The sequence below is a fragment of the Subtercola sp. YIM 133946 genome (assembly GCF_036553535.1).
Classification (GTDB): Bacteria; Actinomycetota; Actinomycetes; order Actinomycetales; family Microbacteriaceae; genus Subtercola.
The window spans coordinates 114,791-139,934 of record NZ_JAZHPE010000023.1 but is presented as its reverse complement, the minus strand read 5'-3'; the positions used below and the strand labels follow the sequence as shown (position 1 = coordinate 139,934).

At 69.1% G+C, this 25,144-nt stretch carries 26 protein-coding genes; 13 read left to right on the top strand and 13 right to left on the bottom strand.

The window, feature by feature from the left end:
- Positions 1-586: 586 nt before the first annotated feature.
- The gene (locus tag V3W46_RS08960; protein ID WP_331782750.1) at positions 587-1,756 is read right to left on the bottom strand and encodes a DUF3500 domain-containing protein; all 1,170 of its coding nucleotides are present in this window, start codon (positions 1,754-1,756) and stop codon (positions 587-589) included.
- A gap of 93 nt (positions 1,757-1,849) precedes the next feature.
- Between V3W46_RS08960 and V3W46_RS08955 the strand changes: the two genes are divergently transcribed.
- The 5 genes from V3W46_RS08955 (at position 1,850) to V3W46_RS08935 (ending at position 7,659) form a co-directional block, all read left to right on the top strand.
- Positions 1,850-2,932, top strand: a complete 1,083-nt coding sequence (locus V3W46_RS08955) for a LacI family DNA-binding transcriptional regulator (protein WP_331782749.1) — start codon at positions 1,850-1,852, stop codon at positions 2,930-2,932.
- Between the two features lie 188 nt (positions 2,933-3,120).
- A complete protein-coding gene (locus V3W46_RS08950) occupies positions 3,121-4,806 on the top strand; it encodes a xylulokinase (protein ID WP_331782748.1) in 1,686 nt (561 codons plus the stop codon).
- 74 nt (positions 4,807-4,880) lie between these two features.
- Entirely contained in the window at positions 4,881-5,558 is a 678-nt protein-coding gene (locus V3W46_RS08945; RefSeq protein WP_331782861.1) for an L-ribulose-5-phosphate 4-epimerase, read from the top strand.
- The gene (gene araA, locus V3W46_RS08940) at positions 5,555-7,072 is read left to right on the top strand and encodes an L-arabinose isomerase (protein ID WP_331782747.1); all 1,518 of its coding nucleotides are present in this window, start codon (positions 5,555-5,557) and stop codon (positions 7,070-7,072) included. Before V3W46_RS08945 ends, araA begins: the two co-directional genes overlap by 4 nt.
- A 74-nt stretch (positions 7,073-7,146) precedes the next feature.
- A complete protein-coding gene (locus V3W46_RS08935; RefSeq protein WP_331782746.1) occupies positions 7,147-7,659 on the top strand; it encodes an SDR family NAD(P)-dependent oxidoreductase in 513 nt (170 codons plus the stop codon).
- A 33-nt stretch (positions 7,660-7,692) separates the two neighbouring features.
- Here V3W46_RS08935 and V3W46_RS08930 read toward each other — a convergent pair whose 3' ends face one another.
- The 6 genes from V3W46_RS08930 to V3W46_RS08905 form a co-directional block, all read right to left on the bottom strand.
- The gene (locus V3W46_RS08930; protein ID WP_331782745.1) at positions 7,693-8,100 is read right to left on the bottom strand and encodes a VOC family protein; all 408 of its coding nucleotides are present in this window, start codon (positions 8,098-8,100) and stop codon (positions 7,693-7,695) included.
- Between the two features lie 175 nt (positions 8,101-8,275).
- Complete coding sequence (locus tag V3W46_RS08925; protein WP_331782744.1) at positions 8,276-8,974, bottom strand: helix-turn-helix transcriptional regulator; 699 nt, start codon at positions 8,972-8,974, stop codon at positions 8,276-8,278.
- A gap of 79 nt (positions 8,975-9,053) precedes the next feature.
- Complete coding sequence (locus tag V3W46_RS08920; RefSeq protein WP_331782743.1) at positions 9,054-9,803, bottom strand: alpha/beta fold hydrolase; 750 nt, start codon at positions 9,801-9,803, stop codon at positions 9,054-9,056.
- Positions 9,804-9,805: 2 nt separating this feature from the next.
- Positions 9,806-10,120: a ferritin family protein gene (locus tag V3W46_RS08915; protein ID WP_331782742.1), complete on the bottom strand. Its 315-nt coding sequence runs from the start codon at positions 10,118-10,120 to the stop codon at positions 9,806-9,808.
- 23 nt (positions 10,121-10,143) lie between these two features.
- The gene (locus V3W46_RS08910; RefSeq protein WP_331782741.1) at positions 10,144-10,749 is read right to left on the bottom strand and encodes a GNAT family N-acetyltransferase; all 606 of its coding nucleotides are present in this window, start codon (positions 10,747-10,749) and stop codon (positions 10,144-10,146) included.
- A gap of 2 nt (positions 10,750-10,751) precedes the next feature.
- The gene (locus V3W46_RS08905) at positions 10,752-11,132 is read right to left on the bottom strand and encodes a hypothetical protein (protein WP_331782740.1); all 381 of its coding nucleotides are present in this window, start codon (positions 11,130-11,132) and stop codon (positions 10,752-10,754) included.
- Between the two features lie 50 nt (positions 11,133-11,182).
- On the opposite strand from V3W46_RS08905, the gene V3W46_RS08900 reads away from it, so the two are divergent.
- The 5 genes from V3W46_RS08900 to V3W46_RS08880 all read left to right on the top strand — a co-directional run bounded on the left by V3W46_RS08900 (position 11,183) and on the right by V3W46_RS08880 (position 17,463).
- Positions 11,183-12,382: a histidine kinase gene (locus tag V3W46_RS08900; RefSeq protein ID WP_331782739.1), complete on the top strand. Its 1,200-nt coding sequence runs from the start codon at positions 11,183-11,185 to the stop codon at positions 12,380-12,382.
- Positions 12,379-13,056, top strand: coding sequence for a response regulator transcription factor (locus tag V3W46_RS08895; protein ID WP_331782738.1), 678 nt, complete (start codon positions 12,379-12,381; stop codon positions 13,054-13,056). The genes V3W46_RS08900 and V3W46_RS08895 overlap by 4 nt, the downstream gene beginning before the upstream one ends.
- A 74-nt stretch (positions 13,057-13,130) precedes the next feature.
- Positions 13,131-14,558, top strand: coding sequence for an alanine--tRNA ligase-related protein (locus V3W46_RS08890; RefSeq protein WP_331782737.1), 1,428 nt, complete (start codon positions 13,131-13,133; stop codon positions 14,556-14,558).
- Between the two features lie 116 nt (positions 14,559-14,674).
- Positions 14,675-16,087 (top strand): flavin monoamine oxidase family protein, encoded by a 1,413-nt coding sequence (locus V3W46_RS08885; protein WP_331782736.1) that lies wholly within the window; start codon positions 14,675-14,677, stop codon positions 16,085-16,087.
- Positions 16,084-17,463, top strand: a complete 1,380-nt coding sequence (locus V3W46_RS08880; RefSeq protein ID WP_331782735.1) for an NAD-dependent succinate-semialdehyde dehydrogenase — start codon at positions 16,084-16,086, stop codon at positions 17,461-17,463. The genes V3W46_RS08885 and V3W46_RS08880 overlap by 4 nt, the downstream gene beginning before the upstream one ends.
- Here the strand turns inward: V3W46_RS08880 and V3W46_RS08875 are convergent.
- From V3W46_RS08875 to V3W46_RS08860, 4 genes are all read right to left on the bottom strand, one after another.
- A complete protein-coding gene (locus V3W46_RS08875; RefSeq protein WP_331782734.1) occupies positions 17,460-18,470 on the bottom strand; it encodes a patatin-like phospholipase family protein in 1,011 nt (336 codons plus the stop codon). The two genes, V3W46_RS08880 and V3W46_RS08875, sit on opposite strands and share 4 nt — an antisense overlap.
- 204 nt (positions 18,471-18,674) lie before the next feature.
- Positions 18,675-18,932, bottom strand: coding sequence for a DUF6458 family protein (locus V3W46_RS08870; RefSeq protein ID WP_331782733.1), 258 nt, complete (start codon positions 18,930-18,932; stop codon positions 18,675-18,677).
- 81 nt (positions 18,933-19,013) lie between these two features.
- Positions 19,014-19,178, bottom strand: a complete 165-nt coding sequence (locus V3W46_RS08865) for a hypothetical protein (RefSeq protein WP_331782732.1) — start codon at positions 19,176-19,178, stop codon at positions 19,014-19,016.
- A 137-nt stretch (positions 19,179-19,315) separates the two neighbouring features.
- Entirely contained in the window at positions 19,316-19,828 is a 513-nt protein-coding gene (locus V3W46_RS08860) for a MarR family winged helix-turn-helix transcriptional regulator (RefSeq protein ID WP_331782731.1), read from the bottom strand.
- A gap of 92 nt (positions 19,829-19,920) precedes the next feature.
- On the opposite strand from V3W46_RS08860, the gene V3W46_RS08855 reads away from it, so the two are divergent.
- From V3W46_RS08855 to V3W46_RS08845, 3 genes are all read left to right on the top strand, one after another.
- Positions 19,921-21,396 (top strand): serine/threonine-protein kinase, encoded by a 1,476-nt coding sequence (locus V3W46_RS08855; protein ID WP_331782730.1) that lies wholly within the window; start codon positions 19,921-19,923, stop codon positions 21,394-21,396.
- Positions 21,393-22,097, top strand: a complete 705-nt coding sequence (locus V3W46_RS08850) for a VIT1/CCC1 transporter family protein (protein ID WP_331782729.1) — start codon at positions 21,393-21,395, stop codon at positions 22,095-22,097. The genes V3W46_RS08855 and V3W46_RS08850 overlap by 4 nt, the downstream gene beginning before the upstream one ends.
- A 160-nt stretch (positions 22,098-22,257) precedes the next feature.
- Positions 22,258-22,872, top strand: coding sequence for a VTT domain-containing protein (locus tag V3W46_RS08845; RefSeq protein WP_331782728.1), 615 nt, complete (start codon positions 22,258-22,260; stop codon positions 22,870-22,872).
- On the opposite strand, the gene pxpA is transcribed toward V3W46_RS08845, so the two are convergent.
- The gene (gene pxpA / locus V3W46_RS08840) at positions 22,869-23,639 is read right to left on the bottom strand and encodes a 5-oxoprolinase subunit PxpA (protein WP_331782727.1); all 771 of its coding nucleotides are present in this window, start codon (positions 23,637-23,639) and stop codon (positions 22,869-22,871) included. The genes V3W46_RS08845 and pxpA overlap by 4 nt on opposite strands.
- Positions 23,636-25,135: an amidase gene (locus V3W46_RS08835; RefSeq protein WP_331782726.1), complete on the bottom strand. Its 1,500-nt coding sequence runs from the start codon at positions 25,133-25,135 to the stop codon at positions 23,636-23,638. The genes pxpA and V3W46_RS08835 overlap by 4 nt, the downstream gene beginning before the upstream one ends.
- Positions 25,136-25,144: the final 9 nt, after the last annotated feature.

The window sequence follows — 25,144 nt, the reverse complement described above, 5'->3', positions numbered from 1 at the left end:
AGACTCGCGTCGCCCAGGTCGACGTGCAGCGACGGCACCGTGTCGGTGACCGTGTCGAGCCTGATCGTGCCGATCTCGCGAGCGCCGCCGAGGTCGCCTCCGGCCCAGTCTGAGCGCACCGTCACGAGCACGACGTGCGTCACCTCTCTGTCGACCACGATGTCGTAGCCGAGGTCGAACGAACGCCTCTGGTCGCCGGCCGGCGGTGTCAGCACGAACGTGGTGGTCAGCTGCGCGTACAGGCCGGTCGTCACGGTGTCGCCGGCCTGCGTCACCGTCAGCGCACCGACCGTGACCGCCCAGGCCGAGCCGTCGTCGCTCGTGGGCGCGAAGTGCGCGAGCAGGTAAGCCGTGATCGCAGCAGCGTTCGCGTCGACCGAGGCCTGCGACTCGTCGGCGAGCACGATTCCGCTCGCCGACTCGAGATCGGCGAGCGGAATCGCAACCGCGGCGTCGATGTCGCTCTCGTGCACGTCGAGCTGCACGGTCGACGTGGGCAGCACGTGCGCCGAGGCGGCGGGTGCACCGGCGACGAGCAGCAGCAGTGCCACGGCGAGCGCAGCGACGACGGCGCCGAGCCGGCGCATCAGCTCTGGGTTCCGCCGTAGTCGGTCGTGCGATCGCGCCACACCGAGTGCGGGTGATTGCCCGACAGAACGATGCCGTTCTGCATCGAGAATTCGATCCACACCGACGGCCCGTCGATGCGCACGTAGTCGTTGCGCTGCGTGAGGGCTGTCGTGCCCGAGTAGGCGATGAAGGTGTCGTCGAGCTCGCCCTGGTACCGGGCGAGAACGGCCTGGGCATCCGCGTCGGCGAGATCGTCGACGTACCCTGCGATCGCCGCGAGGGCGAGCTGCTTCTGGGCATCGGTGAAGGTCGAAACCTGCACGCCCTGGCGAGTGGCCGGAAACGCCCAGTCGTTGCCGGGGCCGAGCTCGAGGTCGCTGTAGACGTCGCTGAGCTTCGCCGTGGCCAGCTGGTCGGCGCTGAGGCCCGCGAGCAGCGCCGTGAACGCTGCCTCCTTCACCGCGAGAGGCTGGTTGGTGCGACCGTTCTCGTCGAACGCCGCGTTCGGCTCGATGCCGCGGAACGACGGGGTGGCACCGGCGAGCGTTCCGTCGACGTAGGTGTTGGCGACGGCGAGGTGGTGGCCGCCGAACTGCAGCTCCCACGTGCCGGTGTCGGCGGGTGTGCCGAGAAAGGCGACGTAGAAGTTGGCGCGGCCGTAGGTGCTGCCGCCGCCGTTCGCGGCGAGGTAGTCGTCGGCGTTCAGGTGCTGCTGAATCTCGTCGTAGCCCTCACCCGCACCCGAGCCGGTCGCTGCCGCGAGCAGGGTGTCGAACGCGGCCAGCTGCGCGTCATCGAGGTCGCCGAGACTGAGGCCGATACGTGCGCCGGTGCCGCCGCCCGGCCCGCCGGCACCGCCCATTCCGCCGCTCAGGAGGCCCTGCGGCAGGTTCGACCAGAGCTTCGCGTTGGCGAGCGAGTACTGCTGCAGCAGGGTCGACTGCTGGTCGCTCGACAGGGTCGACTGGAACGCCTGCGCGAGGGCGGCCACGCTGCCGGCCGCCGCGGCACCCGAGGCCGTGGCCGACGGTGTCGCGGTGGCACCGGTCGTGGCCGTGGCGGTCGTCGACGTGGTGCCGGCGTTCGCCGAGCATCCGGCCAGCACGAGCGCGGCGGCCGGGATGCCCGCGAGCAGTGTTCGCCTCGAGAGGGTCGCCGCGGTGAGGGGTGAGGTGGTTTTCGACATACGTGCACCGTAGAGAACCTCACTAATCAATCACTATGCGGCGGCTATGAGGTCACTGTGCGACGCCGGGCGGCCGTCACATAGAGTGGGCGCATGTCGGTCGAGCAACCACCGCGCCGGCCACCGGGCCTCTACGACGTCGCGAAGCGAGCAGGCGTGTCGCACCAGACCGTGTCGCGGGTGCTCAACAATCACCCGAGCATCCGCGAGTCGACGCGCGAGCGTGTGCAACAGGCGATCGACGAGCTGAACTACCGGCCGAACCGTCTCGCCCGCGCCCTGAAGTCGAACCGCTCGCTGCTGCTCGGGGTGCTCTCGGCGTCGAGTTCGCAGTTCGGGCCGTCGGCGTCGATTCGCGCGATCGAGGTCGCAGCCAGAAGCGAGGGCTACTTCGTCATCACCGTGAACGTCGACTCGTCGGTGCAGGCCGAGGTCGAACGCGGCCTCGACAGTCTGCTCGACCACGCCGTCGAGGGCCTGGTGGTGATCGCGCCCGAGCTGCACGTGCTCGAAGCGTTCCAGGCGCTGAACGTGTCAGTGCCGTTCGTCACCCTGCAGTCGACCGCCGACAGCCGCGACAGCGAACTCTCGGTCGACCAGATCGCGGGTGCGCGCGCCGCCACCCGGTACCTCATCGACCTCGGGCATCGGTCGATCGCCCACATCGCGGGGCCCGGCGACTGGTTCTCGGCGCAAGCCAGGGCCCAGGGGTTCGCCGCTGAGATGAGCGCGGCCGGGCTCGCGGCGCCGCCGCCCTTCGCGGGCGACTGGTCGGCGGCCTCGGGGTACCGGCGCGGGCTCGAGCTGCTTGGGTCGGGCGCGTTCACGGCAGTGGTCTGCGCCAACGACCAGATGGCCCTCGGGCTGATGCACGCCGCTGACGAGCTCGGGCTCGCCGTGCCCGACGACCTCAGCGTCATCGGGTTCGACGATATGCCCGAAGCGGCATATTTCAGCCCGCCGCTCACGACGATGCGGCAAGACTTCGAGGAGCTCGGCCGCCGGTCGGTCGAACTGCTGTTGCGCAAGCTGAGTGGTACGGCCGAATACCAGCTCTCGATGCAGCCCGAGCTGATCGTGCGGGCCAGCACAGCGCGGGTCGGCACTGCGCGGGTCGGCACGGCGGAAAGCAGCACGGCGGGGTCCAGCACGGAGACCGCCGCGGGGGCTGACTGATCGAGAGGGGCGGCACGGCGCCCATCACGGGGCCTGCCCGGTCACGCGGGTGCACGCCCGGGGCCGCCCGGTCTGCGCCCGACGTCGCGATTTCGCTTTCCGAAGTCGCTCTCGTATGTTAACGTTCACATAGATCGCTGTTCTGCTCCGGATGCACGGCAGCGCCGCCTGAGACGAAGAGGTCGATCATGCCCACCCCCCCTGCCGCCGCCGACGCATCTGTCGCAACCGGGAATGTCGCCGCCGACCGGGCGGCCATCCGCGACGCCATCGCCGACGGCCGAACCTCGCTCGGCATCGAACTGGGCTCCACCCGCATCAAGGCCTGCCTCGTGGGCGACGACCCCGCCACCGCGCTCGCCGTCGGCAGCCACGACTGGGAGAACCAGTTCGTCGATCGCACCTGGACGTACTCGCTCGACACCGTGTGGTCGGGTCTACAAGCCGCCTATGCCGATCTCGCCGCCGACGTCGAGCGACGATACGGCGTGCGCCCGCAGACCTTCGGCGCCATCGGCGTCTCGGCGATGATGCACGGCTACCTCGCGTTCGACGAGAACGACGAGCTGCTCGTGCCGTTCCGCACCTGGCGCAACACCAGCACGGGGGTCGCGGCGGCAGAGCTCAGCGAGGTGCTGGGCGTGAACATTCCGTTGCGCTGGTCGATCGCGCACCTGCACCAGGCGATCGTCGACGACGAGCCACACGTCGCCCAGGTGCGATCGATCACCACGCTGGCCGGGTATGTGCACTGGCGGCTCACCGGCCGCCGCGTCATCGGCGTCGGCGACGCATCGGGCATGTTCCCCATCGACTCGGCGACCTGCGACTACGACGCCCGACTGCTCGACCGCTACGACGAACTCGTCGCCGGGCGCTCCGCGGCCGTGCACCTGGCGGAGCTGTTGCCCGCGGTGCTCGTCGCCGGCGAGGCTGCCGGCACGCTCACCGGCGACGGCGCGATGTTGCTCGACCCGTCGAGCGGGCTGCGGCCGGGCGCGGTGTTCTGCCCGCCCGAGGGCGACGCGGGCACTGGCATGGTGGCGACGGCCTCGGTGGCGCCGCGCACGGGCAACGTGAGCGCGGGTACCAGCATCTTCGCGATGGTCGTGCTCGAACATCCGCTGGCCGGCGTGCACCACGAGCTCGACCTGGTCACCACTCCGGCGGGCGACCCCGTGGCGATGGTGCACTGCAACAACGGGGCCAGCGAACTGGCCGCATGGGCAGGGCTGTTCGGGCGGTTCTCGGCGGCCGCCGGCACGCCGGTCGACGCCGACACGGTGTTCGAGACTCTGCTCGGCGAAGCGCTCGAGGGCGATTCCGACGCGGGCGGCCTGCTCGCGTACAACTACCTGGCCGGCGAACCGATCACCGGTCTCACCGAGGGCCGGCCGCTGGTGGTGCGCTCGCCCGACAGCCGGCTGACGCTCGCCAACTTCATGCGGGCCCAGGTGTACGGCGTCTTCGGCACGCTGGCCCTCGGCATGCAGGTGCTGAACGAGGAGGGCGTCGCCCTCGAGCGGATGTTCGCCCACGGCGGCATCTTCCGCACCGCGGGTGTGGCGCAGCGCTTTCTCGCCGCAGCCCTCGACTCGCCGGTCTCGATCGCCCACTCGGCCTCGGAGGGCGGGGCCTGGGGAATCGCCGTACTCGCCGCCTACACAGCGGCCCTGACGGCCGAACCCGACGACGGGCCGACCCTCGAGGCGTACCTGCGCGACCGGGTGTTCGACCGCGCGAGCTTCGAGACCGTGCATCCCGTCGCCGACGACGTCGCCGGCTTCGCCTCATACCTCGCACGCTACCGGGCGGGCCTCGACATCGAGCGCGCCGCCCAGACCGCCCTGCCCCTGGAAGGAACCCGACCGTGACCGATCTCTCCCCCGACACCGACACCGCCCCCGATGCCACCCCCGACGCCGATGCCGACGCCCTCGAGGCGACCATCGCCCGCGTGCGGGCCGACGTGGCCGCGCTGCACGCCGAGCTCACGAAGTACGGCCTCGTCATCTGGACGGGCGGCAACATCTCGGCCCGCGTGCCCGGCGCCGACCTCTTCGTCATCAAACCGAGCGGTGTGAGCTACGACGAGCTGAGCGCCGAGAACATGATCCTCTGCGACCTCGACGGCACCGTCGTGCCCGGCTCGCCCGGTAGCGACCGCTCGCCCTCGAGCGACACCGCCGCGCACGCCTACGTGTACCGGCACATGTCGCACGTGGGCGGTGTCGTACACACCCACTCGACCTACGCCACCGCGTGGGCGGCGCGCGGCGAGGCGATTCCGTGTGTCATCACCGCCATGGCCGACGAGTTCGGCGGCCCGATACCCGTGGGCCCGTTCGCCATCATCGGCGACGACTCGATCGGCGTGGGCATCGTCGAGACCCTCACCGGCCACCGGTCGCGCGCGGTGCTGATGCAGAACCACGGCGTCTTCACCATCGGAACAGACGCGCGCGACGCCGTGAAGGCGGCCGTGATGACCGAAGACGTCGCCCGCACCGTGCACATCTCCCGCCAGCTCGGCGAGCCCCTGGCCATCCCCGGGGCCGCCATCGATTCCCTGTTCGACCGCTACCAGAACGTCTACGGCCAAGCGCCAGAAGGAGCACTGAAGTGACCCGCATCACCCCCGACCTGGCCTCGTACGAAGTCTGGTTCTTCACCGGCAGCCAGAACCTCTACGGCGATGAGACGCTGCGCCAGGTCGCCGAGCAGTCGCAGCAGATCGCCGCCACCCTGCAGGCCTCGACCGACATTCCGGTCACCGTGGTGTGGAAGCCCGTGCTGAAAGACTCCGAGTCGATTCGGCGTGCCGCCCTCGATGCCAACGCGAACGACAGGGTCGTCGGCCTGATCGCCTGGATGCACACCTTCAGCCCGGCCAAGATGTGGATCGCCGGCCTCGACGCCCTGCAGAAGCCCCTGCTGCACCTGCACACCCAGGCGAACGTCGAGCTGCCCTGGGCCGACATCGACTTCGACTTCATGAACCTGAACCAGGCCGCGCACGGCGACCGCGAGTTCGGCTACATCCAGACTCGGCTCGGTGTGGCGCGCAAGACCGTGGTCGGCCACGCCTCGAACCCTGCGGTCACGGCCTCGATCGGCACCTGGAGCCGCGCGGCAGCGGGCTGGGCCGCGACCCGCAGTCTCAAACTCGCCCGCTTCGGCGACAACATGCGCTACGTCGCCGTCACCGAGGGCGACAAGACCGAGGCCGAGCTGAAGTTCGGGGTTCAGGTCAACACCTGGGGCGTCAACGAGCTGGCCGATGCGGTCGCTCTGGCGACGGATGCCCAGATCGACGCCCTCGTCGCAGAGTACCTCGAGGCGTACGACGTCGCGCCCGAACTGCTGCCCGGGGCCGACCGCCACGAGTCGCTGCGCTACGGCGCCGCCATCGAGATCGGCCTGCGCTCATTTCTCGACGAGGGCGGATTCGGCGCCTTCACCACGAGCTTCGAAGACCTCGGGGCCCTGCGACAGCTGCCGGGGCTGGCCGTTCAGCGCCTGATGGCCGACGGCTACGGCTTCGGCGCCGAGGGTGACTGGAAGACCGCGGTTCTGGTGCACGCCGCGAACGTCATGGGGTCGGGGCTGCCCGGTGGGGCATCCCTCATGGAGGACTACACCTACGACCTGACCCCCGGCAGCGAGCTCATTCTCGGGGCGCACATGCTCGAGGTCTCGCCCTCGCTCACCACGTCGAAGCCCACGCTCGAGATTCACCCGCTCGGCATCGGCGGCCGCGAAGACCCCGTGCGCCTGGTGTTCACCGCCGACTCGGGCCCGGCCGTGGTGGTGGCGATGAGCGACATGCGCGACCGGTTCCGGCTCGTCGCCAACGTGGTCGAGGTCGTTCAGCCGACCTCGCCGCTGCCGAACCTGCCTGTCGGCCGTGCGGTGTGGAAGCCCCAGCCCGACTTCGCGACCAGCGCCGCCGCGTGGCTGACTGCGGGTGCCGCCCACCACACGGTCATGTCGACCGCGCTCGGCATCGAGGCGTTCACCGACTTCGCCGACATCGCGAAGACCGAACTCCTGGTCATCGACGAGGGCACCGAACTGCGGGCGTTCTCGAAAGAGGTGAAGTGGAACCAGGCGTACTACCGCCTGGCACAGGGCCTGTAGGCGGCCTGGCCGGGTGTGTACCTCACCCGGCCCCGCCGATCAAGGGATGCCCGGGGCCGGCCGGCCGGCGCAGGATGACCTCACGAGCGAGCCACATCGACGTGTGGGTGAACAACGTGGGCATCGGCGCGCTCGGTCTGTTCTGGGACATCCCGCTCGACGACCACGCCCGCGTCATCGACGTCAACCTGAAAGGGCTGATCTATGGCGCGCACACGGCTCTGCGGTTGTTCCGGGCGCAGGGCGCGGGCATCCTGATCAATGTCGGGTCGGTCGACAGCGAGGTTCCACTCGCCTACCAAGCCTCGTACGCCGCCTCGAAGGCCGCGGTGCTGAGCCTCGGCCGCTCGCTCAACGAAGAGCTGCGCCTCGTCGGCGACGACGACACCATCTCGGTGGGCACGATTCTGCCGTGGGCCGTCGACACCCCGTGGTGGACCCACGCGGCCAACTACACCGGTCACGAGCCGCGCATGGCCGCGATGGACGACCCCGCCATCGTGATCGAAGCGATCGTCGCCGCCTGCACGAACCCCGTCGATGGCGGCATCCGCGCGCGCATGAAGGCCGAAGACCAGCGCCGCTGACCCGAACGCCGGGCCGCCAACGCCGCTCCGCCGTCAGCGGGGCGTCTCGGCGAACCTCTGAATCGCATCCGGGCTCACCGGCGTGAACAGGTTGACGAGGGTGCCGTCGGTGTCGCGCAGCAACAGCGACCGATTGCCCCACGGCAGCGTGGTCGGCCGGTTGACGAACGTCGTCACCCAGCCGGCCAGCCGCTCGTAGACCGCATCGACGTCGTCGACGAGAAACTCCACGATGAGGCTGCGGTTCGCCCCGGGCTCCGCAGAGCCCGCACCGAACAACGCGACCGTTCGCGTGCTGCCGACAGCGATCGTGGCGCTCGGCGTTCGCACCTCGGCGAAGTCGTCGGTGAGGTGCACGACGGTTCCGCCGGTGAGGCGTTCGTAGAAGGCGGCGAGCGCCGCAACGTTGTCGGTGATGATGCGTACAGACACCAGGTTCATGTCGGTCCTTTCCGAGGATGACCGTCGCAGACGGCCGGTCGGGAGCATCCCGACACTCCATCGTCGCCACCACTCGCGACAGCCCCCTGTCGGTGTTCGGCGGCACCTCGAATGTTCCGGCGTGTGCCGGAGAAGCCGTGTGCCGGACAAGCCGAGTGCCGGAGACGGCCGGGCGTCAGAGCAGTTCGAGCGTGCGCACGTCGCCGTACGGAATGTCGAGGTCTTCGGGTCGCAGCACTCTGGGCGCGGGCACCTCGGCGGTCATCGCGCTCGACGTGATGCGGTCGGTGCGAAAGGCCCGAACGCCCTCGCGAAGGCGGCACCAGCCGATGAGGAACCAGTGCGCCGGCGTTCCCACGTAGCCGAGCGGCTCGACGTCGCGCGTGGTGACCGCCGCCTCTCGGTCGCGGTAGCGCAGGCGAATCACGCGCCCGGCGGCGAGCGCGTCGGCGATCACGGCCGGCACCGACCGGGGCGTCTGCACGTCGTCGAGCAGGTGCACGCGCCCGGCGAGCTCTCGCGCGGAGGCCGCGTCGGCACCGTGCATCGAAGCGAGCACCTTGCGCAGCGCGGCCCTGGCCTGCTGGTCGAACGGGGTGCCGGTCATGCGTTCGAGTGCCACCGCCATCGCCACGGCCTCTGACGGCGTGAGGTTCAGCGGCGGCAGCGTGCGCGCCGCGTCGAGGCAGTATCCGCCGGTGCGCCCCGGCTCGGCCCAGATCGGCGTGCCCGCCTGCTGCAGCGCCCCGATGTCGCGCTCGATCGTGCGCAGGCTCACCTCGAAGTGCTGAGCGAGCCAGCTCCCGCTGCGGGGACGCGGGGCGACCGCCCGCAGCTCTTCGACCAGCGCGTAGAGCCGATCGGTTCTGTTCATACCGACACCCTAGGCCGCTCCTCCGACGCCCGACGCCCGACGCCCGGCGAGCCGAGCGCGGCAGACCGGCGTCACCGGGTCAGCGGTGCTGCGCCCGCCTCACCGGGGCGAACGTGGCCGGGCGCTCGATCCGCAGAAACTCCCTGATCAGGTCGGCGCACAGCTCGGGCTTCTCGACGAGCACACCGTGTGACGCGTGCGGCACGACCGCGAGTTCGCCCTGCGGCAGGGCGCGGTAGAGGGCGATGATGTGCTCGAGCGCCATGTCGTCGTCATCGCCCACGATGATGAGAACGGGCATCCGGATGCCCGCCACCTCATCGAGCGTGAGCGTCGGCCCGAGCTCGTGCGTCCGCCGCAGCTTCGCCAGTACGACCTCGTAGTGCCCGCGCCCGTCGGGTGAGACCTCGGCGTACGCGTCGGCCATGAACGAGGGGACCTCGTCGTCGAGAGTCTCGGCCGGCCAGCCGTCGAGCGAGTACACACCCGATACGAAGACGAGGTGCGACACCAGGTCGGGCCGGCGCAGCGCCACCAGCAGCGCGACGACCGCGCCGTCGCTGTAGCCGAGCAGAACGACCGGCGGGCCGCCGAGGTTCTCGAGCAGCGCGACGGTGTCGTCGGCCATGCCCTCGAACGTCATCTCGCCGGCGTCATCGGGCGTGCGGCCATGACCGCGACGGTCGGGCAGCAGCACCGTGTGGTCGCCCGCGAACTGTGCCGCGATCGCCCCGAGGGCGCGCGAGTCGGTGCCACCCGGATGCAGCATCACGAACCCCGGCCCAGCACCCTGCCGGGTGACGTACAGGCCGCTCGCATCGACCGGCACGTTCAGCCGGCCGCCTCCTCGGCGGCCTCGCCGTGGTCGACGATGTCGCCCTCGGTGAACAGGATGCCCTGGGCGATCTCGCGCCACTTCGGGGTCTTGCGCAGCAGAAACTCGAGCTCCATGCTGAAGTGCTTGAACTCCTCGCCGAGCGAGTCCTCCATGATCGCCCTGGCCTCCTCGTCGGGCTCGACCGAGATGCGCTGCACGTACCAGCCGATCGCCTCCGCCTCCTCGCTGAGTCCGGCGCACATGCGCGCGAACGTGCGTGTCTCGGCGCTGAGTTCTTCGGGCGGTTCGTGATACTGGTCTGTCGCCATGGGATCTGCCTTTCGGTTCGCCCTCAGTCGACCACATCGGCGTCGCCGCGGGAACCCCCTTGCCGCGGCACCTCGGCCCGCATCACCCAGCGCCATTTCGCGATGCGGCGCACCCGCGTGAAGCCGAACTGCTCGTAGAGGCTCTCTGGCCCGGTCTGGAAGTACGCTCCGCGCTGCGGCGCGCGCCCCTCGGCCTGCTCGGGGTACGCCTCGACGAGCCCGCCCCCGGCGGCGCCGATCTCAGCGAGCGCCGCCGCCACGGCCGCACGGGCGACCCCCCGGCCGCGAAAGCCGTTGCCCGTGAAGATGCAGCCGATGCGCCAGTCGGGCAGAACGTCGAGTTCTTTCTCGTACGTCTTCGCGTTCTTGATGCGCGGCAGCTCGGGGGGCGGCCCGAACTGGCACCAGCCCGCGCAGCGCTCGTCGTCGTAGACGAGCACCTGGTGCACGCTGCCCTCCTGCACGTGCGCGAGCTTGGCCTCGCGGTTGGCCTGGCGACTGGGCGGGTCGGCGAATCCCTCGACGTGAAAACCCATGCACCAGCATCCGCCCCACACCCCGTTGTTGGCCTCGACCAGCCCCGCGAAGTCGTTCCACGTCGCCGGGGTCAGAAGTCGGGTCGTGAACACCGCTATTCGCCCGTCGCCACCGGTGCAGGCTCGTCGACGATGGCCACGAAGCGGCTGCCGATGCCGTCGATCTCGCGGCGCACCAGCCCGGCCGACGCGCGTGGCAGGTCGGCCGGCGAGTGGCTGTCGCAGCTCACGTAGGTGAACGCGGGCCACCACTTCTTCGGGCGCACCGCCTCGGAGTAGCCGCAGACCCAGCACGACAGCTGCACCCACACCGGCTTCTTACCCGTGCGGTTCGCCCGCGACTGCACGAGCCACGCCGGCGGATCGGCATCGATCGCCACGATGTCGGCCTCGCTGAGCCGCGCGGGGATGCCGTGCCGCTGCGCCATCTCGAGCGGAATGTCGAGCCTCAGGGCCGCTTCTCGTCGTGTGATCATCGTGCTACGAGGGTAACAGCGCCGCCGCGCGCCGGGTTAGAGTGACGCCTGTGTTCGCATGGTTCGAGGGTCGCCCGAGGGTCACTGACGTGCTGCTCGGTGCCGTGGCGCTGGTGCTCTTCGGCACGGCCGACCTGGTGCGCGACGGCGTGACTGCCGCGCTCATCACGATCATCTTCGCGGTCGCCATCGTGTTCTGGCGACGGATGCCCGGGCTGGGGCTCGCGATCGCCTGGGTCGGGGCGCTGGTGCAGATCGCGACCGTCGACGGGCTGCTGGTCGGCGACCTGCTCATTCTCGGGGTGGTCTTCGCCACCGGGCTCTCGGGCAGCAGAACGGTGCGGTGGTCGGGACTCGTCTCGAGCATCGCCGGCGGCGGGGTCGCCGGCACCCGCCTGATCCTCTACGCACCCGCGTACGGCGACGGCGCGCTGGTACCGACCGACCCGCTCTATCGCGGCGTCTACTTCGTCGTCGTGAGCGGCGTCATCGCGGCGGCACTCGCCCTGTTCTGGACCCTCGGCGTGATCGTGCGCAGCCGGAGCGCCACCGCGGCGGCGCGTTCCGAGCGCGAGCGCGAGCGCATCGTCGCCGAGGCCACCCTCACCCAGGAGCGCGAGCGCGCTCTGCTCAGTCGTGAGATGCACGACCTCGTCGGGCATGCGCTCGCCGTGGTCATCGCCCAGTCAGACGGCGCCCGCTACGCCAAGCTCACCGACCCGAACGCCGAGACCGCCGCGCTCGAGACCATCAACCGCACCGCACGCTCGGCGCTCGACGACGTGCACGAGCTGCTGCAGGTGCTGCGCGAGCCGTCGGGCGGCAGTCGGGCGACTCCTGGCGCCGCCGACTTCGAGTCTCTGGTGGCGAGCGTTCGGGATGCCGGACTCACCGTGACGCTGACCGAGTCGCCCGGCCGGCTGCCCATGTCGGCGGCCCACGAACTGGCCCTCTACCGTGTGCTGCAGGAGTCGCTGACCAACGCCATCAAACACGGCGGCCGCGGCACCGAGGTCGACGTGACCCTCGACTGGCAGAGCGACGCCGTCGCCTTCCGGGTGCTCACCACCGAACCGGCCGCACTCACCGTGCCGGCCCGCCGCACCGAGCTCGGCCAGGGCCTGGTCGGCATGCACGAACGCATGCGGCTGCTCGGCGGCACCGTGCACACCGGCGTTCGCACCGTCGGCGGCACGGGCCACCTCGTGGAGGGACGACTGCCGTTCACCCCTGCGGAGGGCGATCGGTGAGCGCGGCATCCCGGGCCGCAGAGGCGCCGATCACGATCGGCCTGGCCGACGACCAGCCGCTGTTCAGGGCCGGCATCGCCATGGTCGTCGACTCTCAGCCCGACCTCACCGTCGTGTGGCAGGCATCTGACGGGGTCGAGGCCGTCGAACGCTGCGCGACTTCGCCCGTCGACGTGGTGCTGATGGATCTCGAGATGTCGCGCATGGGCGGTGTCGAGGCCATTACCCGCGTCATGGCCGCCGGCGGGCATCCGCCCCGGTTCATCGTGCTGACGACGTTCGACCTCGATGACACCACCTTCAGGGCGGTGAACGCCGGGGCGAGCGGCTTTCTGCTCAAGACGACCGACCCGGAGTTCTTGCTCGCCGCCATTCGCACAGTGCATGCGGGCAGCGCAGTGCTTGCACCGAGCGCCACGGCGAACCTCGTGCGGCGGTTCGCCGGCCACAGCGCGGCGCGTGCACCGGGCGACGTGCTTTCGGCGCTGACCCCGCGCGAGCGCGATCTGTTCGCGGCCGTCGCGACCGGCCTGAGCAATGCCGAGATCGCCGCATCGCTGCACCTGAGCGATGCCACCGTGAAGACCCATGTGAGCCGCATTCTCGGCAAGCTCGAGCTGCGCGACCGGGTGCAGCTGGTCATCTTCGCCTACCAGAACGGGCTGATCTCCTGACGCGGCCGACACCGTACTCGCGACGACGCGCAGACGGCCGTGGCGGTGACCGGCGAGTGTGAGATTCTAAGGGCATGGACGCCCACGAGATCCGCAACTCGTTTCTGCAGTACCTCGAGAGCAGGGGCCACACGGTCATCCCACCCGCCGACCTCGTTCCCGCAGACACGAGCACACTCTTCACCGGCAGCGGCATGCAGGCCCTGCTGCCGTACCTGCTGGGCGAGCCGCATCCCGACGGCGTACGCCTCACCGACAGCCAGCCGTGTGTGCGCGCCCAAGACATCGAAGACGTCGGTGACAACCGGCACACCACCTTCTTCGAGATGCTCGGCAACTGGAGCCTCGGCGACTATTTCAAAGAGCAGCAGATCAGGCAGTTCTTCGAGTTTCTGGTCGACATCGTCGGCCTCGACCCCGAGCGGCTGTCGGTGACCTGCTTCCTCGGCGACGAGGCCTACGGTATTCCGCGCGACGACGAGGCCGCACGCATCTGGCAGGCCGTCTTCGCCGAGCGCGGCATCGAGGCCGGCATCGTGGCGATCGGCAGCCAGGCCGACGGGGATGCCCGGGGCGTTCACGCGGGCGAGCGCATCTTCTTCTACGACGGCGGTGAGAATTGGTGGTCGCGCGGCGGCTCGCTCGTCGGCACACCCATTGGCGACCCCTGCGGGCCCGACAGTGAGGTGTTCTACGACTTCGGAGCCGAGCACCACGACCCGGCCTACGGCAGGGCGCACCCGGCCAGTGACAGCGGCCAGTACATGGAGATCGGCAACCAGGTCTTCATGCAGTACCGGCGGCTCGCCGACGGCTCGTTCGAGCCCCTGGCTCGCCGCAACGTCGACTTCGGAGGCGGGTTGGAGCGCATTGCGGCGGCCGCCATCCACTCGTCTGATGTGTTTCGCATCAGCCTGCTCTGGCCCATCGTCGAGAAGCTGCAGCAGCTCACCGGGCGCAGCTACGACGACGAGACCACCTCGATGCGCATCATCGTCGACCACCTGCGCGGTGCGACGTTTCTGGCCGTCGACGGCGTGCGCCCCTCGAACAAAGAGCAGGGCTACGTGATGCGCCGCCTGCTGCGTCGGGCCATCCGGTTCGCGCTGTCGCTGGGGTTGAACGAGAACTTCTTCGGCGAGATCGTTCCGGTGATCGCCGACCTCTACGCCGACGACTACCCCGAGGTGCGCGAGCGCCGCGCCGAGGTCATCGAGGTGCTGGTCAGAGAGGAGCGGGCCTTCCGGCGCACGCTCGCCGCCGGCCTCGCTGCGGTCGCCGGCTTCGCCGGGCAGACGATGACGGGGCACGACGTGTTCGTGCTCTCAGACACGAGCGGTTTTCCTAAAGAACTGAGCGTCGAAGAGGCGCTGCGCCTCGGCATCGACGTGTACCCCGACTGGCGGGCCGACTTCGACGCGGCTCTCGAACAGCAGCGGGCCCGCTCCCGCGCGGCAACCCGGCTCGGCGCGGCGGGCCTTCCGGGTGGCGCGGGTGCATGACCGCGTCATCTTCTGCGCGGCAGAGCGGGGCGTGATGTTCCGAAAAGCGCAGTGATATGAGAATATGAATGCGGATTCGTTACCGAAACGCGTCTTTTTATGCGAAATGAGTAGAAGTGCAGCACTTAGAGCGTGACGTCGTCATCGTCGGGGCGGGGGCGACCGGGCTGACCGCCGCCGTTCAGTTGCAGCGGAGCGGCCTGTCGGTCATTGTGCTCGAGGCGCGCGACCGCGTCGGCGGGCGGCTCTGGACAGACCGCATCGACGGCCAGCTCTACGAGATCGGCGGCCAGTGGGTCTCGCCCGACCAGACGGCGCTGCTCGAGACCCTCGACGAGCTGAACCTGCAGACCTACGAGCGCTACCGCGACGGTGACAGCGTGTACATCGGCGCCGACGGCGTTGCCAGGCGCTTCACGGGCGACATCTTTCCGGCGAGCGAGCACACGAAGGCCGAGATCGAGCGCCTGATCGTGACGCTCGACGCCCTGGTGGCCGAGATCGACCCGGCGGCGCCGTGGAAGCACCCCCACGCAGCCGAGTTCGACCACGTCTCGTTCCGCTCGTGGCTCGAACAGCAGAGCGACGACGCCGAAGCGCGGGAGAACATCGCCCTGTTCATCGCCGACGCCATGCTCACCAAGCCCGCGCACTCCTTCTCGTTGCTGCAGGCGCTGCTCATGGCGGCGAGCGCCGGCAGCTTCAGTCACCTCGTCGACGCCGACTTCATCCTCGACAGGCGGGTGATCGGGGGCCTGCAGCAGGTTCCGCTGACCCTCGCCGGGCAGCTGTCGCCAGACGACCTGCGACTCGGGCAGCCCGTGCGCCGCATCCGCTGGTCGAACGCGGCCCTGCCCGACGATGCCGTCGAGGGCGAGCCGGTCGAGGTGGTGACCGACGACCTCACGGTGACCGCACGCCGGGTGATCGTGGCGGTGCCGCCGAACCTGCAGAACCGCATCGAGTACGCCCCCCCTCTGCCCCGCCTGCGCCAGCAGTCTCAGCAGCACCAGTCGCTCGGCCTGGTGATCAAGGTGCACGCCAGCTACGAGACCCCGTTCTGGCGCGAAGACGGCCTGTCGGCCACCGCCTTCAGCCCGTACCAGGTCGTGCACGAGGCCTACGACAACACGAACTTCGGCGAGACGCGCGGCACGCTGGTGGGCTTCGTCTCAGACGAGAAGGCCGACAGACTGCTCGCGCTGCCGGCCGCCGAGCGCAGGCAGCGCATCTTGAGCTCGCTCGCCGCCTACTACGGTGAGCGGGCACTCGACCCGGTCGTCTACTTCGAGAGCGACTGGGCGGCCGAGGAGTGGACGCAGGGAGCCTACGCCGCGAGCTTCGACCTCGGTGGGCTCACGCGGTACGGCGCGCTGCAGCTCGAGCCCGTCGGGCCGCTGCGATTCGGCTCGAGTGACGTCGCCGCCGAGGGGTACCAGCACGTCGACGGCGCCATCCGCGTCGGCCGTCGGCTGGCAGAAGAGACCGTGGCGAGCCTTCGCCATGTGAACGAGGAGGTTTCAGTATGAGTGTGTATGCCGTCGTCAATCCCGCCACCGGCGAGACCCTGAAGGAGTACGCCACGGCCACCGACGCCGAGCTCGCAGACGCGCTCGCGTCGACCTCGTCGGCGTTCGAGAGCTGGCTGCGCCGGGTGAGCGTGGCCGAACGTGCCGCGCTGATCGCGAAGGTGGCGCAGCTGCACACCGAGCGGCGCGACGAGCTGGCCGGGATCGTGGTGCGCGAGATGGGCAAACCGCTCGACCAGGCCCTCGGCGAGGTCGACTTCGCCGCCGCGATCTACCAGTACTACGTCGACAACGGCGAGCAGTATCTCGCCGACGAGCCGATCGAGCTCGAGGAGGGCACCGGTTCGGCCATCGTCAGGCGCCAGGGTCTCGGCGTGCTGCTCGGCATCATGCCGTGGAACTTTCCGTACTACCAGGTGGCCCGCTTCGCCGGCCCGAACATCGTCGTCGGCAACGCCATCCTGCTGAAGCACGCCCCGCAGTGCCCCGAGTCGGCTCTCGCGATCGCCGCGATCTTCACCGAGGCCGCCGCCGCGGTGGGCGCGCCCGACGGCGTCTACGCGAACATCTTCGCCAGCAACGACCAGATCGCGACGGTCATCGCCGACCCGCGCGTGCAGGGCGTATCGGTCACCGGGTCTGAGCGTGCCGGTTCTGCCGTCGCCGAGATCGCCGGTCGGCACCTCAAGAAGGTGGTGCTCGAGATGGGTGGCTCAGACCCGTTCATCCTGCTCTCGACCGACGACATCGACAGCGCGGTTCAGGATGCCGTGAACGCCCGTCTCGACAACAACGGGCAGTCGTGCAACGCCGCCAAGCGCTTCGTGGTGATCGACGGCCTCTACGACGAGTTCGCCGAGAAGTTCACCGCCGCGTTCACCGCCGCCCAGCCCGCCGACCCGCTGGCCGACGGTACGCTGCTCGGCCCGCTCTCGTCGGATGCCGCCACCGACCGTCTCGCCGAACAGGTCGAACGCGCTGAGCAGCAGGGCGCCACCGTGCTGGCCGCCGGCACCCGCTCGGGCAACTACTTCGGCCCGACCGTGCTCGCCGACGTGTCACCGCAGATGGACGCGTACCACGAGGAGTTCTTCGGCCCCGTGGCCACCCTCTACCGGGTCGCGACAGAAGACGAGGCGGTGCGTCTCGCGAACGACACGCCCTTCGGGCTCGGCTCGTACGTCTACACGACCGACCCCAACCAGGCGCTGCGCGTGGCCGACGCCATCGACGCCGGCATGGTGTGGATCAACCTCGTGCTCGGCGACGCCGCCGAGCTGCCCTTCGGCGGGGTCAAGCGCTCGGGCTCGGGCCGCGAGCTCGGGCGCTTCGCGCTCGACGAGTTCGTCAACAAGAAACTCATCCGTATCGCCTAGGCGCGCGGGGTGCCGGCGATGATCGGCGCGTAGTTCCCCTTCTTCCACAGCTCCCAGTCCCAGCACCTCAGGAACGCCTCACCACTCGACCGGCCGTTGTCGTAGAGGGTCGCCTTGTCGGCCGCGGTCAGGTCGAACTGGGTGGCCGAGTATCCGGTGGTGTCGACGAAGACGGTGCGCGACGCGAAGGCGGGGTTCGAGATGTAGGCGCGGTCGTGCGCGCCCAGCAGGGTGCGCAGCACCGAGACCGCGAACTTCAGAATCGAGTTCGTCACATTGTCTTCATCGGCGACCGCCGTCTCGCGCGCCGACAGCTTCACCCCGATCGTCGGCCAGCGGGAGTTCTCAGGGTCGGGCCGATCGAAGATGTCGATGGGGTAGTTCGAGAGCAGGCCGCCGTCGACGATCATCGCCGACCCCTTCGCGCGGGCGAACGAGAATGGGCGGAAGAAGAAGGGAATCGAGGCCGAAGCCGTCACGGCGTCGGCGACGAGCCGGTCGTCGGGGTCGACGCCGTACTCGGGCGCGAACGCCCACGGAATGCGGCGCATCTTGCCGGCCGACACGTCGGAGACCATCACGACCAGCCGGTACCGCTGCTCGGGTGGCAGCGCGCTGCCCGGATCGTCCTGCTTGAGGTCGGCCCAGGTGACCACGCCCTTCGCCTTCAGCTTGTCGGCGATCCACGAGTGCATGAAAGCGGTGCGGTACATGCCCCGGCGGAACACGAGCCCGATGATCGACCCGGCCTTCTTGGTGCCGGCGGTCATCCGGAACGCCTTGGGCAGGTCTTCGAAGAGAATGAAGTCGAGTTCATCCATCACCACCTTGAGCTCGTCGGTGGTGTACCCCGCGGCGAGCAGGGCCGCGACGATGGCCCCGGCCGAGGTTCCGGCGTAGCGCTTGAAGACGTAGGGGTCGTCGCCCGCCTGCAGCGCGGCGACCGCGCCGACCAGCCCGGAGCCCTTCACGCCCCCACCCTCGAGCACCAGATCTGCAAACGGCATGTGGCTCCCCCGCCTTCGTCGGCGACACCGGTCGCGACGCCCGCGCGTCGCAGCATCCGTTATACCCCCCTGCGGCGACCCGGTCCAGTCGCTCCAACCGACCCACCCCACGACAGACGCGGTTGCTGGCGCACATCCGGTCGGTAATGGTGCCAGCGAACTGGCGTTCTGACCGGGTCTCGCAGGGTCCCGCCGTGGCTCCGCTCAGACGAGCGGGTCGTCGCGATCGACGGTGCGCCGCGAGACCTGGTCACCGCTGACGGGATCGACGCCCGACCGCGTGGTCATGGTCGTCTGGCGCCGCCTCGTGATGAGCACGATGCCGAGGATGATGCCCACGACCCCGGCAGCCATGAGGATGTAGCCGACGAGGTGCAGGTCGATCCACGACACCTGGATGTCGAGCGCGAACGCCAGAATGGCCCCTACGACGAACAAGAAGATTCCTGATCCGAGACTCATGCTCTGTTCTCTCTCTGTTGGTTCGGCGCACTGTTGGTTCAGCGCGTTGTTGGTTCAGCGCGAACGGGTCTGGCGGCGCGGTCAGACGCGGCGGTTGCCGGTGATGAAACGCAGCAGGAAGACGATGAGCGCGATGACCAGTAGAACGACACCGACCCAGATGAGGAAGTTCAGGGTGTGTGCGATGCCTCCGGTGATCAACAGGATGATGGCGATGATGGCGATGATCGCGACGAGGATGTTCATGGGGCCTACCTTTTCTCAGTCTGCTCGCCGAGTGCGAGCCTGAAATCGACTCACGGGTGAGAGTCAAGCGATGCTAACAACTAGTTCAGTGATCTAGCAATTGCTTGACAAACACGACGGCGCTGTGCCACGCGTGACTAACTGGAGGAACCGATCGAGTCGACCGTCTGGCGCATCAGCGTCAGAAACCGGGCGACCGTGCGAGCCTCGTCGACGGTCAGGGTCTGGATGGCCGTGGCCATGCTGTTCTGAGCAACGGCGAGCATGGGGCCGGTGTCACCCTCTGCCGCAGGGGTCGGCACGATCTCGCTCGACCGCCGATCCGCGAGGTTCTCGCGGCGCTCGACGAACCCGCCCGACTCGAGCCGCCTGAGCAAGACGGTGGTCGAAGCGCTCGAGATGCCGAGGTATCTCGTGACGTCTTTCGAGGCCACAGGATGCCCGGCGGCCCTCTGGTCGAGAATGAACCGCAGCGCCAGAAGGTCGTTCTCGCCGAGCCCCATCGCCGTGCCCGTGCGGCGCCGCATAGCCGCTTCGGCCGCACGATACATGTGCAGCGCCTCGAGCACATTCGCTTCGTCGTGCGCGTCGGCTGCAGCTGGGTTAGAGTCTGCTCTGACGAGATCGCTGAAGTCGAATGTGCCAGTCACGACCTCTAGTCTCCGTCACGATTCGCTAGTTTGCCTAGCGAATCGGCGCATACCCAGCTACCGACACGATTCCCCGCGCCAGAGAGGAAGCCATGGCGTCTGACGATGGCGACCCCGTCGGCACGAACCTCGCGGGGCGGTATGCGATCACCTCACGCATCGGCTCCGGCGGCATGTCGACGGTCTACGAAGCGCTCGACAGCCAGCTCGGCCGCAGGGTCGCCGTCAAGATCTTCCATTCGGGCGAGGCCCGCGACGACCAGCGCCGACGAAGCGAGGTCGACGTACTCGCCAGGCTGAACCATCCGAACCTGGTCACGATGTACGACGCCCACCTGGCCTCGGCTGACTCGGCCGCGTCGAGCTTCGTCGTGATGGAACTCGTCGACGGGCCCGACCTGCGCACCACTCTCGACCACGGGCCCCTGCGCGGAGCGATCGCCGCCCAGGTGACCACCGACATCGCAGACGCTCTGGCTGCGATGCACGCCCAGGGCATCGTGCACCGCGATCTGAAGCCGGCCAACATTCTGCTCTCCCCCACCGGCGTCGCATCGGCGCCGTACCGGGCAAAACTGACCGACTTCGGAATCGCCCACCTGGTCGGCACAGACCGCATGACCACCGCCGGAACCATCGTCGGAACTGCCTCGTACCTGAGCCCTGAGCAGGCCGAAGGCGCGCCTCCCGGCCCAGAGGCCGACGTGTACGCCCTCGGCCTCGTCATTCTCGAGAGCCTCTCGGGGCACCGCGAGTACCCCGGCACCGTCGTCGAGTCGATGAGTGCACGGGCATCCCGAGATCCCGTGGTGAGCGACGACCTGCCGGCCCAGTGGGTGTCGCTCCTCACCCGGATGACCGCCCGCTCGCCCGAGGCTCGACCGAGCGCCCTCGGCGTCGCCCAGCAGTCGCGGCAGATCGCCCCCGACCTGGCTGAGTGGCAGGGCGGCTCGCCGTCGACAGACGAGGAGCAGGTCACCGTCGCGATGGCTCCTCCGACACGCAGGCTGCCCGAGGTCGTCGCTGAACCGATCGAATCCCTCGGACCGGTCGAACCCGTCGGACCGGTCGAACCCATCGAACCGGTCGAACCGGTCGAACCGGTGCGACGTCGCGGGCTCCGGCCGGGCATCCTGATCGGAGCGGCGGTCGTCGTTCTGGCCGGTGCCATCTGGGCGGGGGCGATGCTGCTGCCGTCGGCGGTGACGTCGGAGTCGAATCAGCCGGCGCCCGTTACCACGACGGCTCCCGCCACGAGTGCGCCCCCTGCCGACCAGGGCGCGACCACCGAGGTCGAGCCCGTAGCGACGACCGAACCGACGACCTCGCCGCCCGCCGACACGACAACCGACGCCCCGGTGCCGGCGCCGACCCCCACGTCCGCCACGACGACCCCCGCGACCGGCGACACCGGGAACGGGAACGGGAACGGAAATGGGAACGCCAACAACGGGAACAACGGGAACGGGAACGGGAACGGGAACGGGAACGGGAACGGGAACGGCAACGGGAACGGGAACAACGGGAACGGGAACGGCAACGGCAACGGAAACGGTGGCAACGGATGACACGCGTCGAACCGCACTCCGGTAGCCTGGCGGGCCGGCTGAACTGGCTGCGCGCCGGCGTTCTCGGCGCGAACGACGGCATCGTCTCTGTGGCAGCCATCGTCGTCGGCGTCGCGAGCGCGAATGCACCGACGGCGGCCGTCGTGGCGGCCGGGTCTGCCGCGCTGGTCGGCGGGGCCATCTCGATGGCGCTCGGCGAGTACGTGTCGGTGAGCAGCCAGCGCGACTCGCAGAACGCCCTCATCGAGAAGGAGCGCGTCGAACTGCACGACGACCCGGCGGGCGAGCTGGATGAACTGGCGGCCCTCTACGAAGACCAGGGCCTGTCGCCGCAGACCGCCCGGCAGGTCGCCGTCGAACTCACCGCGAAGAACGCCCTCAAAGCCCACCTGGCCATGGAGCTCAACCTCGATGAGGATGACGTCGTGAGTCCGTGGGCAGCAGCCGGAGCATCCGCTCTGTCGTTCATCGTCGGCGGAATCCTGCCCCTGTTGGCGATTCTGCTGCCGCCAGAGACGGTGCGCGTGGCCGTCACCTTCGGCGTCGTGCTCATCGCCCTCGCGGCTACCGGCGTCACCGGCGCGGTGCTCGGAGGCAGTCGAGTGGTTCGCGCCACCCTGCGCGTGCTGTTCGGCGGGGCCCTCGCCCTCGTGGCCACGTTCGTGATCGGCTCACTGCTCGGCACGTCGGGCATCGGGTAAGCGGCTGCTGCCCCCTTCGGTCACCTCGCACCTCCGCCCGCGTCATCACAACGGTGTACGCGCCCGCCCGAAGGTCATTCGCACGGCCGATTCGCTGAACTCGGCGCTCTCCTAGCGTGGAATCGACCCTGACGCGATCTGCCCGAGCATTGGCCACCGAGTGAACCTGCTGAACCCCACCGCCCTCCTCGAAGGCGCGGGCCCCTGGGTCATGGTCGTCGTCATGGTGATCGTCTTCATCGAGACCGGCCTGCTCTTTCCGTTTCTGCCCGGCGACACTCTCGTCTTCACCGCCGCGCTGCTCTCGGTGCCCCTCGGCCTGCCGCTCTGGGTGCTTGTGCTCGGCACCGCTGTCGCCGCCGTGCTGGGTGACCAGACCGGCTACCACATCGGCAGACGCTTCGGGCCTCGCCTGTTCAGACCGGATGCCCGCATCTTCAAGACGCGCTACCTGAACGAGGCCGACGCGTTCTTCACGAAGTACGGCGGCCGCTCGCTCGTGCTCGCTCGGTTCGTGCCCATCGTGCGCACGTACGTGCCCCCCGTCGTCGGCATGTCGAAGATGCCCTTCCGGGGCTTTCTCGTCTGGAACACCATCGGCGGTGTCGCATGGGCGCTCGTTCTCACTCTGGCGGGCTACTTTCTGGGCGGCATCCCGCTCGTGGCGAACAATGTCGAGATCATCGCGGTGATCATCGCGGTCGTCTCCATCGGCCCCGTGGTCGTCTCGTTCATCCGCGGCCGCCGCAGCGGCCAGAAGAGCGAAAGCGCCTAGCGCGTCTCGGGTGAGACCAACCGATGGAGGGCCGCGCGCACCGTTTCGGCGACTGCCGCTGCGTTGGGAAGGTCGGAGTGGATGCAGAACGAGTCGACCCGAACCGGCAGGCTCGATCCGGTCACCGAGGCGGCCGTTCCGCTCTGCAGGGCACGGTCGGCTCGCAGCGCCACCAGTTCGAGGTCGGTCGAGGCGCTGTGCCTGTTGACGACGATGTTGCCGTCGTCGGTGTAGTCCAGGTCGACGTAGAACTCGGAGACGAACGGCAGTCCACGGCGTCGGGCGACGCTCTCATGGAAGGTACCGGCCAGACCGAACACGGGAACCTGGTACTGCACGGCCACGTCGCAGACCGCATCCATCAGCTCTTCGTCACGCGACACCATCGCGAAGAGCGCTCCGTGCGGTTTGATGTGGTGCAGAACCCCACCCGCAGCGTCGAGAAAGGCGACGAGCGCACCGACCTGGTATCGAACGAGGTCGCGCACTTCGTCTGCGCTCAGTGCCATCGCCCGACGCCCGAACCCGACGATGTCGGGCAGACCCGGGTGCGCGCCCACGGTGACTCCGGCCGCCAGCGCACGTTGCACAATGAGCTTCATCGAGCCGGGGTCGCCGGCGTGCATGCCGCACGCGACGTTGATCGTGTCGACGAGGGTCAGCAGCGCTTCGTCGTTGCCGAAGCTGTGGATGCCGATCGATTCGCCCATGTCTGAGTTCAGCGTGATCTCGGCTGTGCCGCGCGCAGCAAGGCCCGGTGCAGTCACAGCGCGGGGGTTGCGAGCGACGGACGACGACGCGCGCCGACGGCGACTTCGGCGCCGCGGGCGATCTTCAGCAGCGCGGCCTCTGAGTACGGAACCGTCATGAACTCGATGCCCACCGGCAGCCCGTTCGGCGTGAAGCCCGCGGGCACCGTGATGGCAGGCATGAGCAGCTGCGAAGCGATCACCGTGTTCGTCGGGTACGTCAGGCACGTCCAGCGGTCAGACATCACGTCGTCGTGGCTCGGCGCAGGCAGCCGCACATCGGGAAAGACGATCGCGTCGATTCCCTTCGAAGCCATGACTCCGATGACGCTGCGCTGAAAGACGCCCTGGGCGATGAGCCGGTCGAGGTAGTCGGGGTCGTCTTTCGGGTCGACCGGCCCGGCGACGATCGCCTCGAGCAGGTCGAGCTTCGGGTGGTATGCCCCCTCGGCCTGAATGGCCTGCATCGACTCGATGCCGAGCTCGGGCCGCTGCCCGACGAACGCGTTCATGTCGCTGAGCGACCGCGTCGTGTAGAGCGAGGTGAAGCCGACGTAGTGGTCGAGCTCGTCGATCTCGACGTCGACGAGCTCGGCTCCCGCATCGGCGTAGCGCTCGAGCGCCGCGGTGATGACGCTGTTGACGGATGCCCCTTCGGCATCGTTCTCGTCACCGAACGCCTGGCGCAGTACACCGATGCGAACGCCGCTGAGGGTCGCCCCGTCGAGTTCTGCCGCGTAGCTGCCCGCGTGCGCAGACACGGCGTAGGCGGCGGTGTAGGGGTCGTGCTCGTCGAAGCCCACGAGCACGTCGAGCAGCTTGGCCGCGTCGAGAACGGTTCGGGCCATCGGGCCAGACGTGTCCTGCGGCGTGACCAGCGATGACATTCCCGTTCGGCTGATGAGTCCGGGCGTCACCCGCAGGCCCACCAGGTTGCAGAACGACGCCGGCAGCCGGATCGAACCACCGGTGTCTTCGCCGATTCCGACGAGCGAGAGGTTCGCCGCGACGGCGGCGGCGGTTCCGCTGCTCGATCCGCCCGGATCGCGGGCGAGGTCGTAGGGGTTCTTGGTGAGCCCGCTCTTCGACGAGGTCGAGAACCAGGAGGTGGCGAAGTCGGGCATGGTCGTCTTCGCGAGAATGATGGCGCCGGCATCCCGCAGCCGTCTGATGGCCGTGGCATCGTTCGCCGGCACGTAGTCGCCTGACGCGATGCTGCCGAAGCTCGTGGCGATGCCGGCGGTCTCGATCTGGTCTTTCACCACGATGGGCACTCCGAACAGGGCGCCCGCCAGCTCGCCCGACGCAGCGAAGGCGTCGTCGAGACGATCGGCCTCCTCCAGTGCGCCGGCCGACACCGTGATGACGGCGTTGAGGTTCACCCCGGTGCGGTCGATCGCTTCGATGCGGTCGAGATAGGCCTGCACGAGTTCGCGAACGGTGAACTCCTTCGCCCGATAGGCGGCATGAACCTGGTCGATGGTGATCTCTTCGATCGACTCGTTGATGGGCATTCGCGTCTC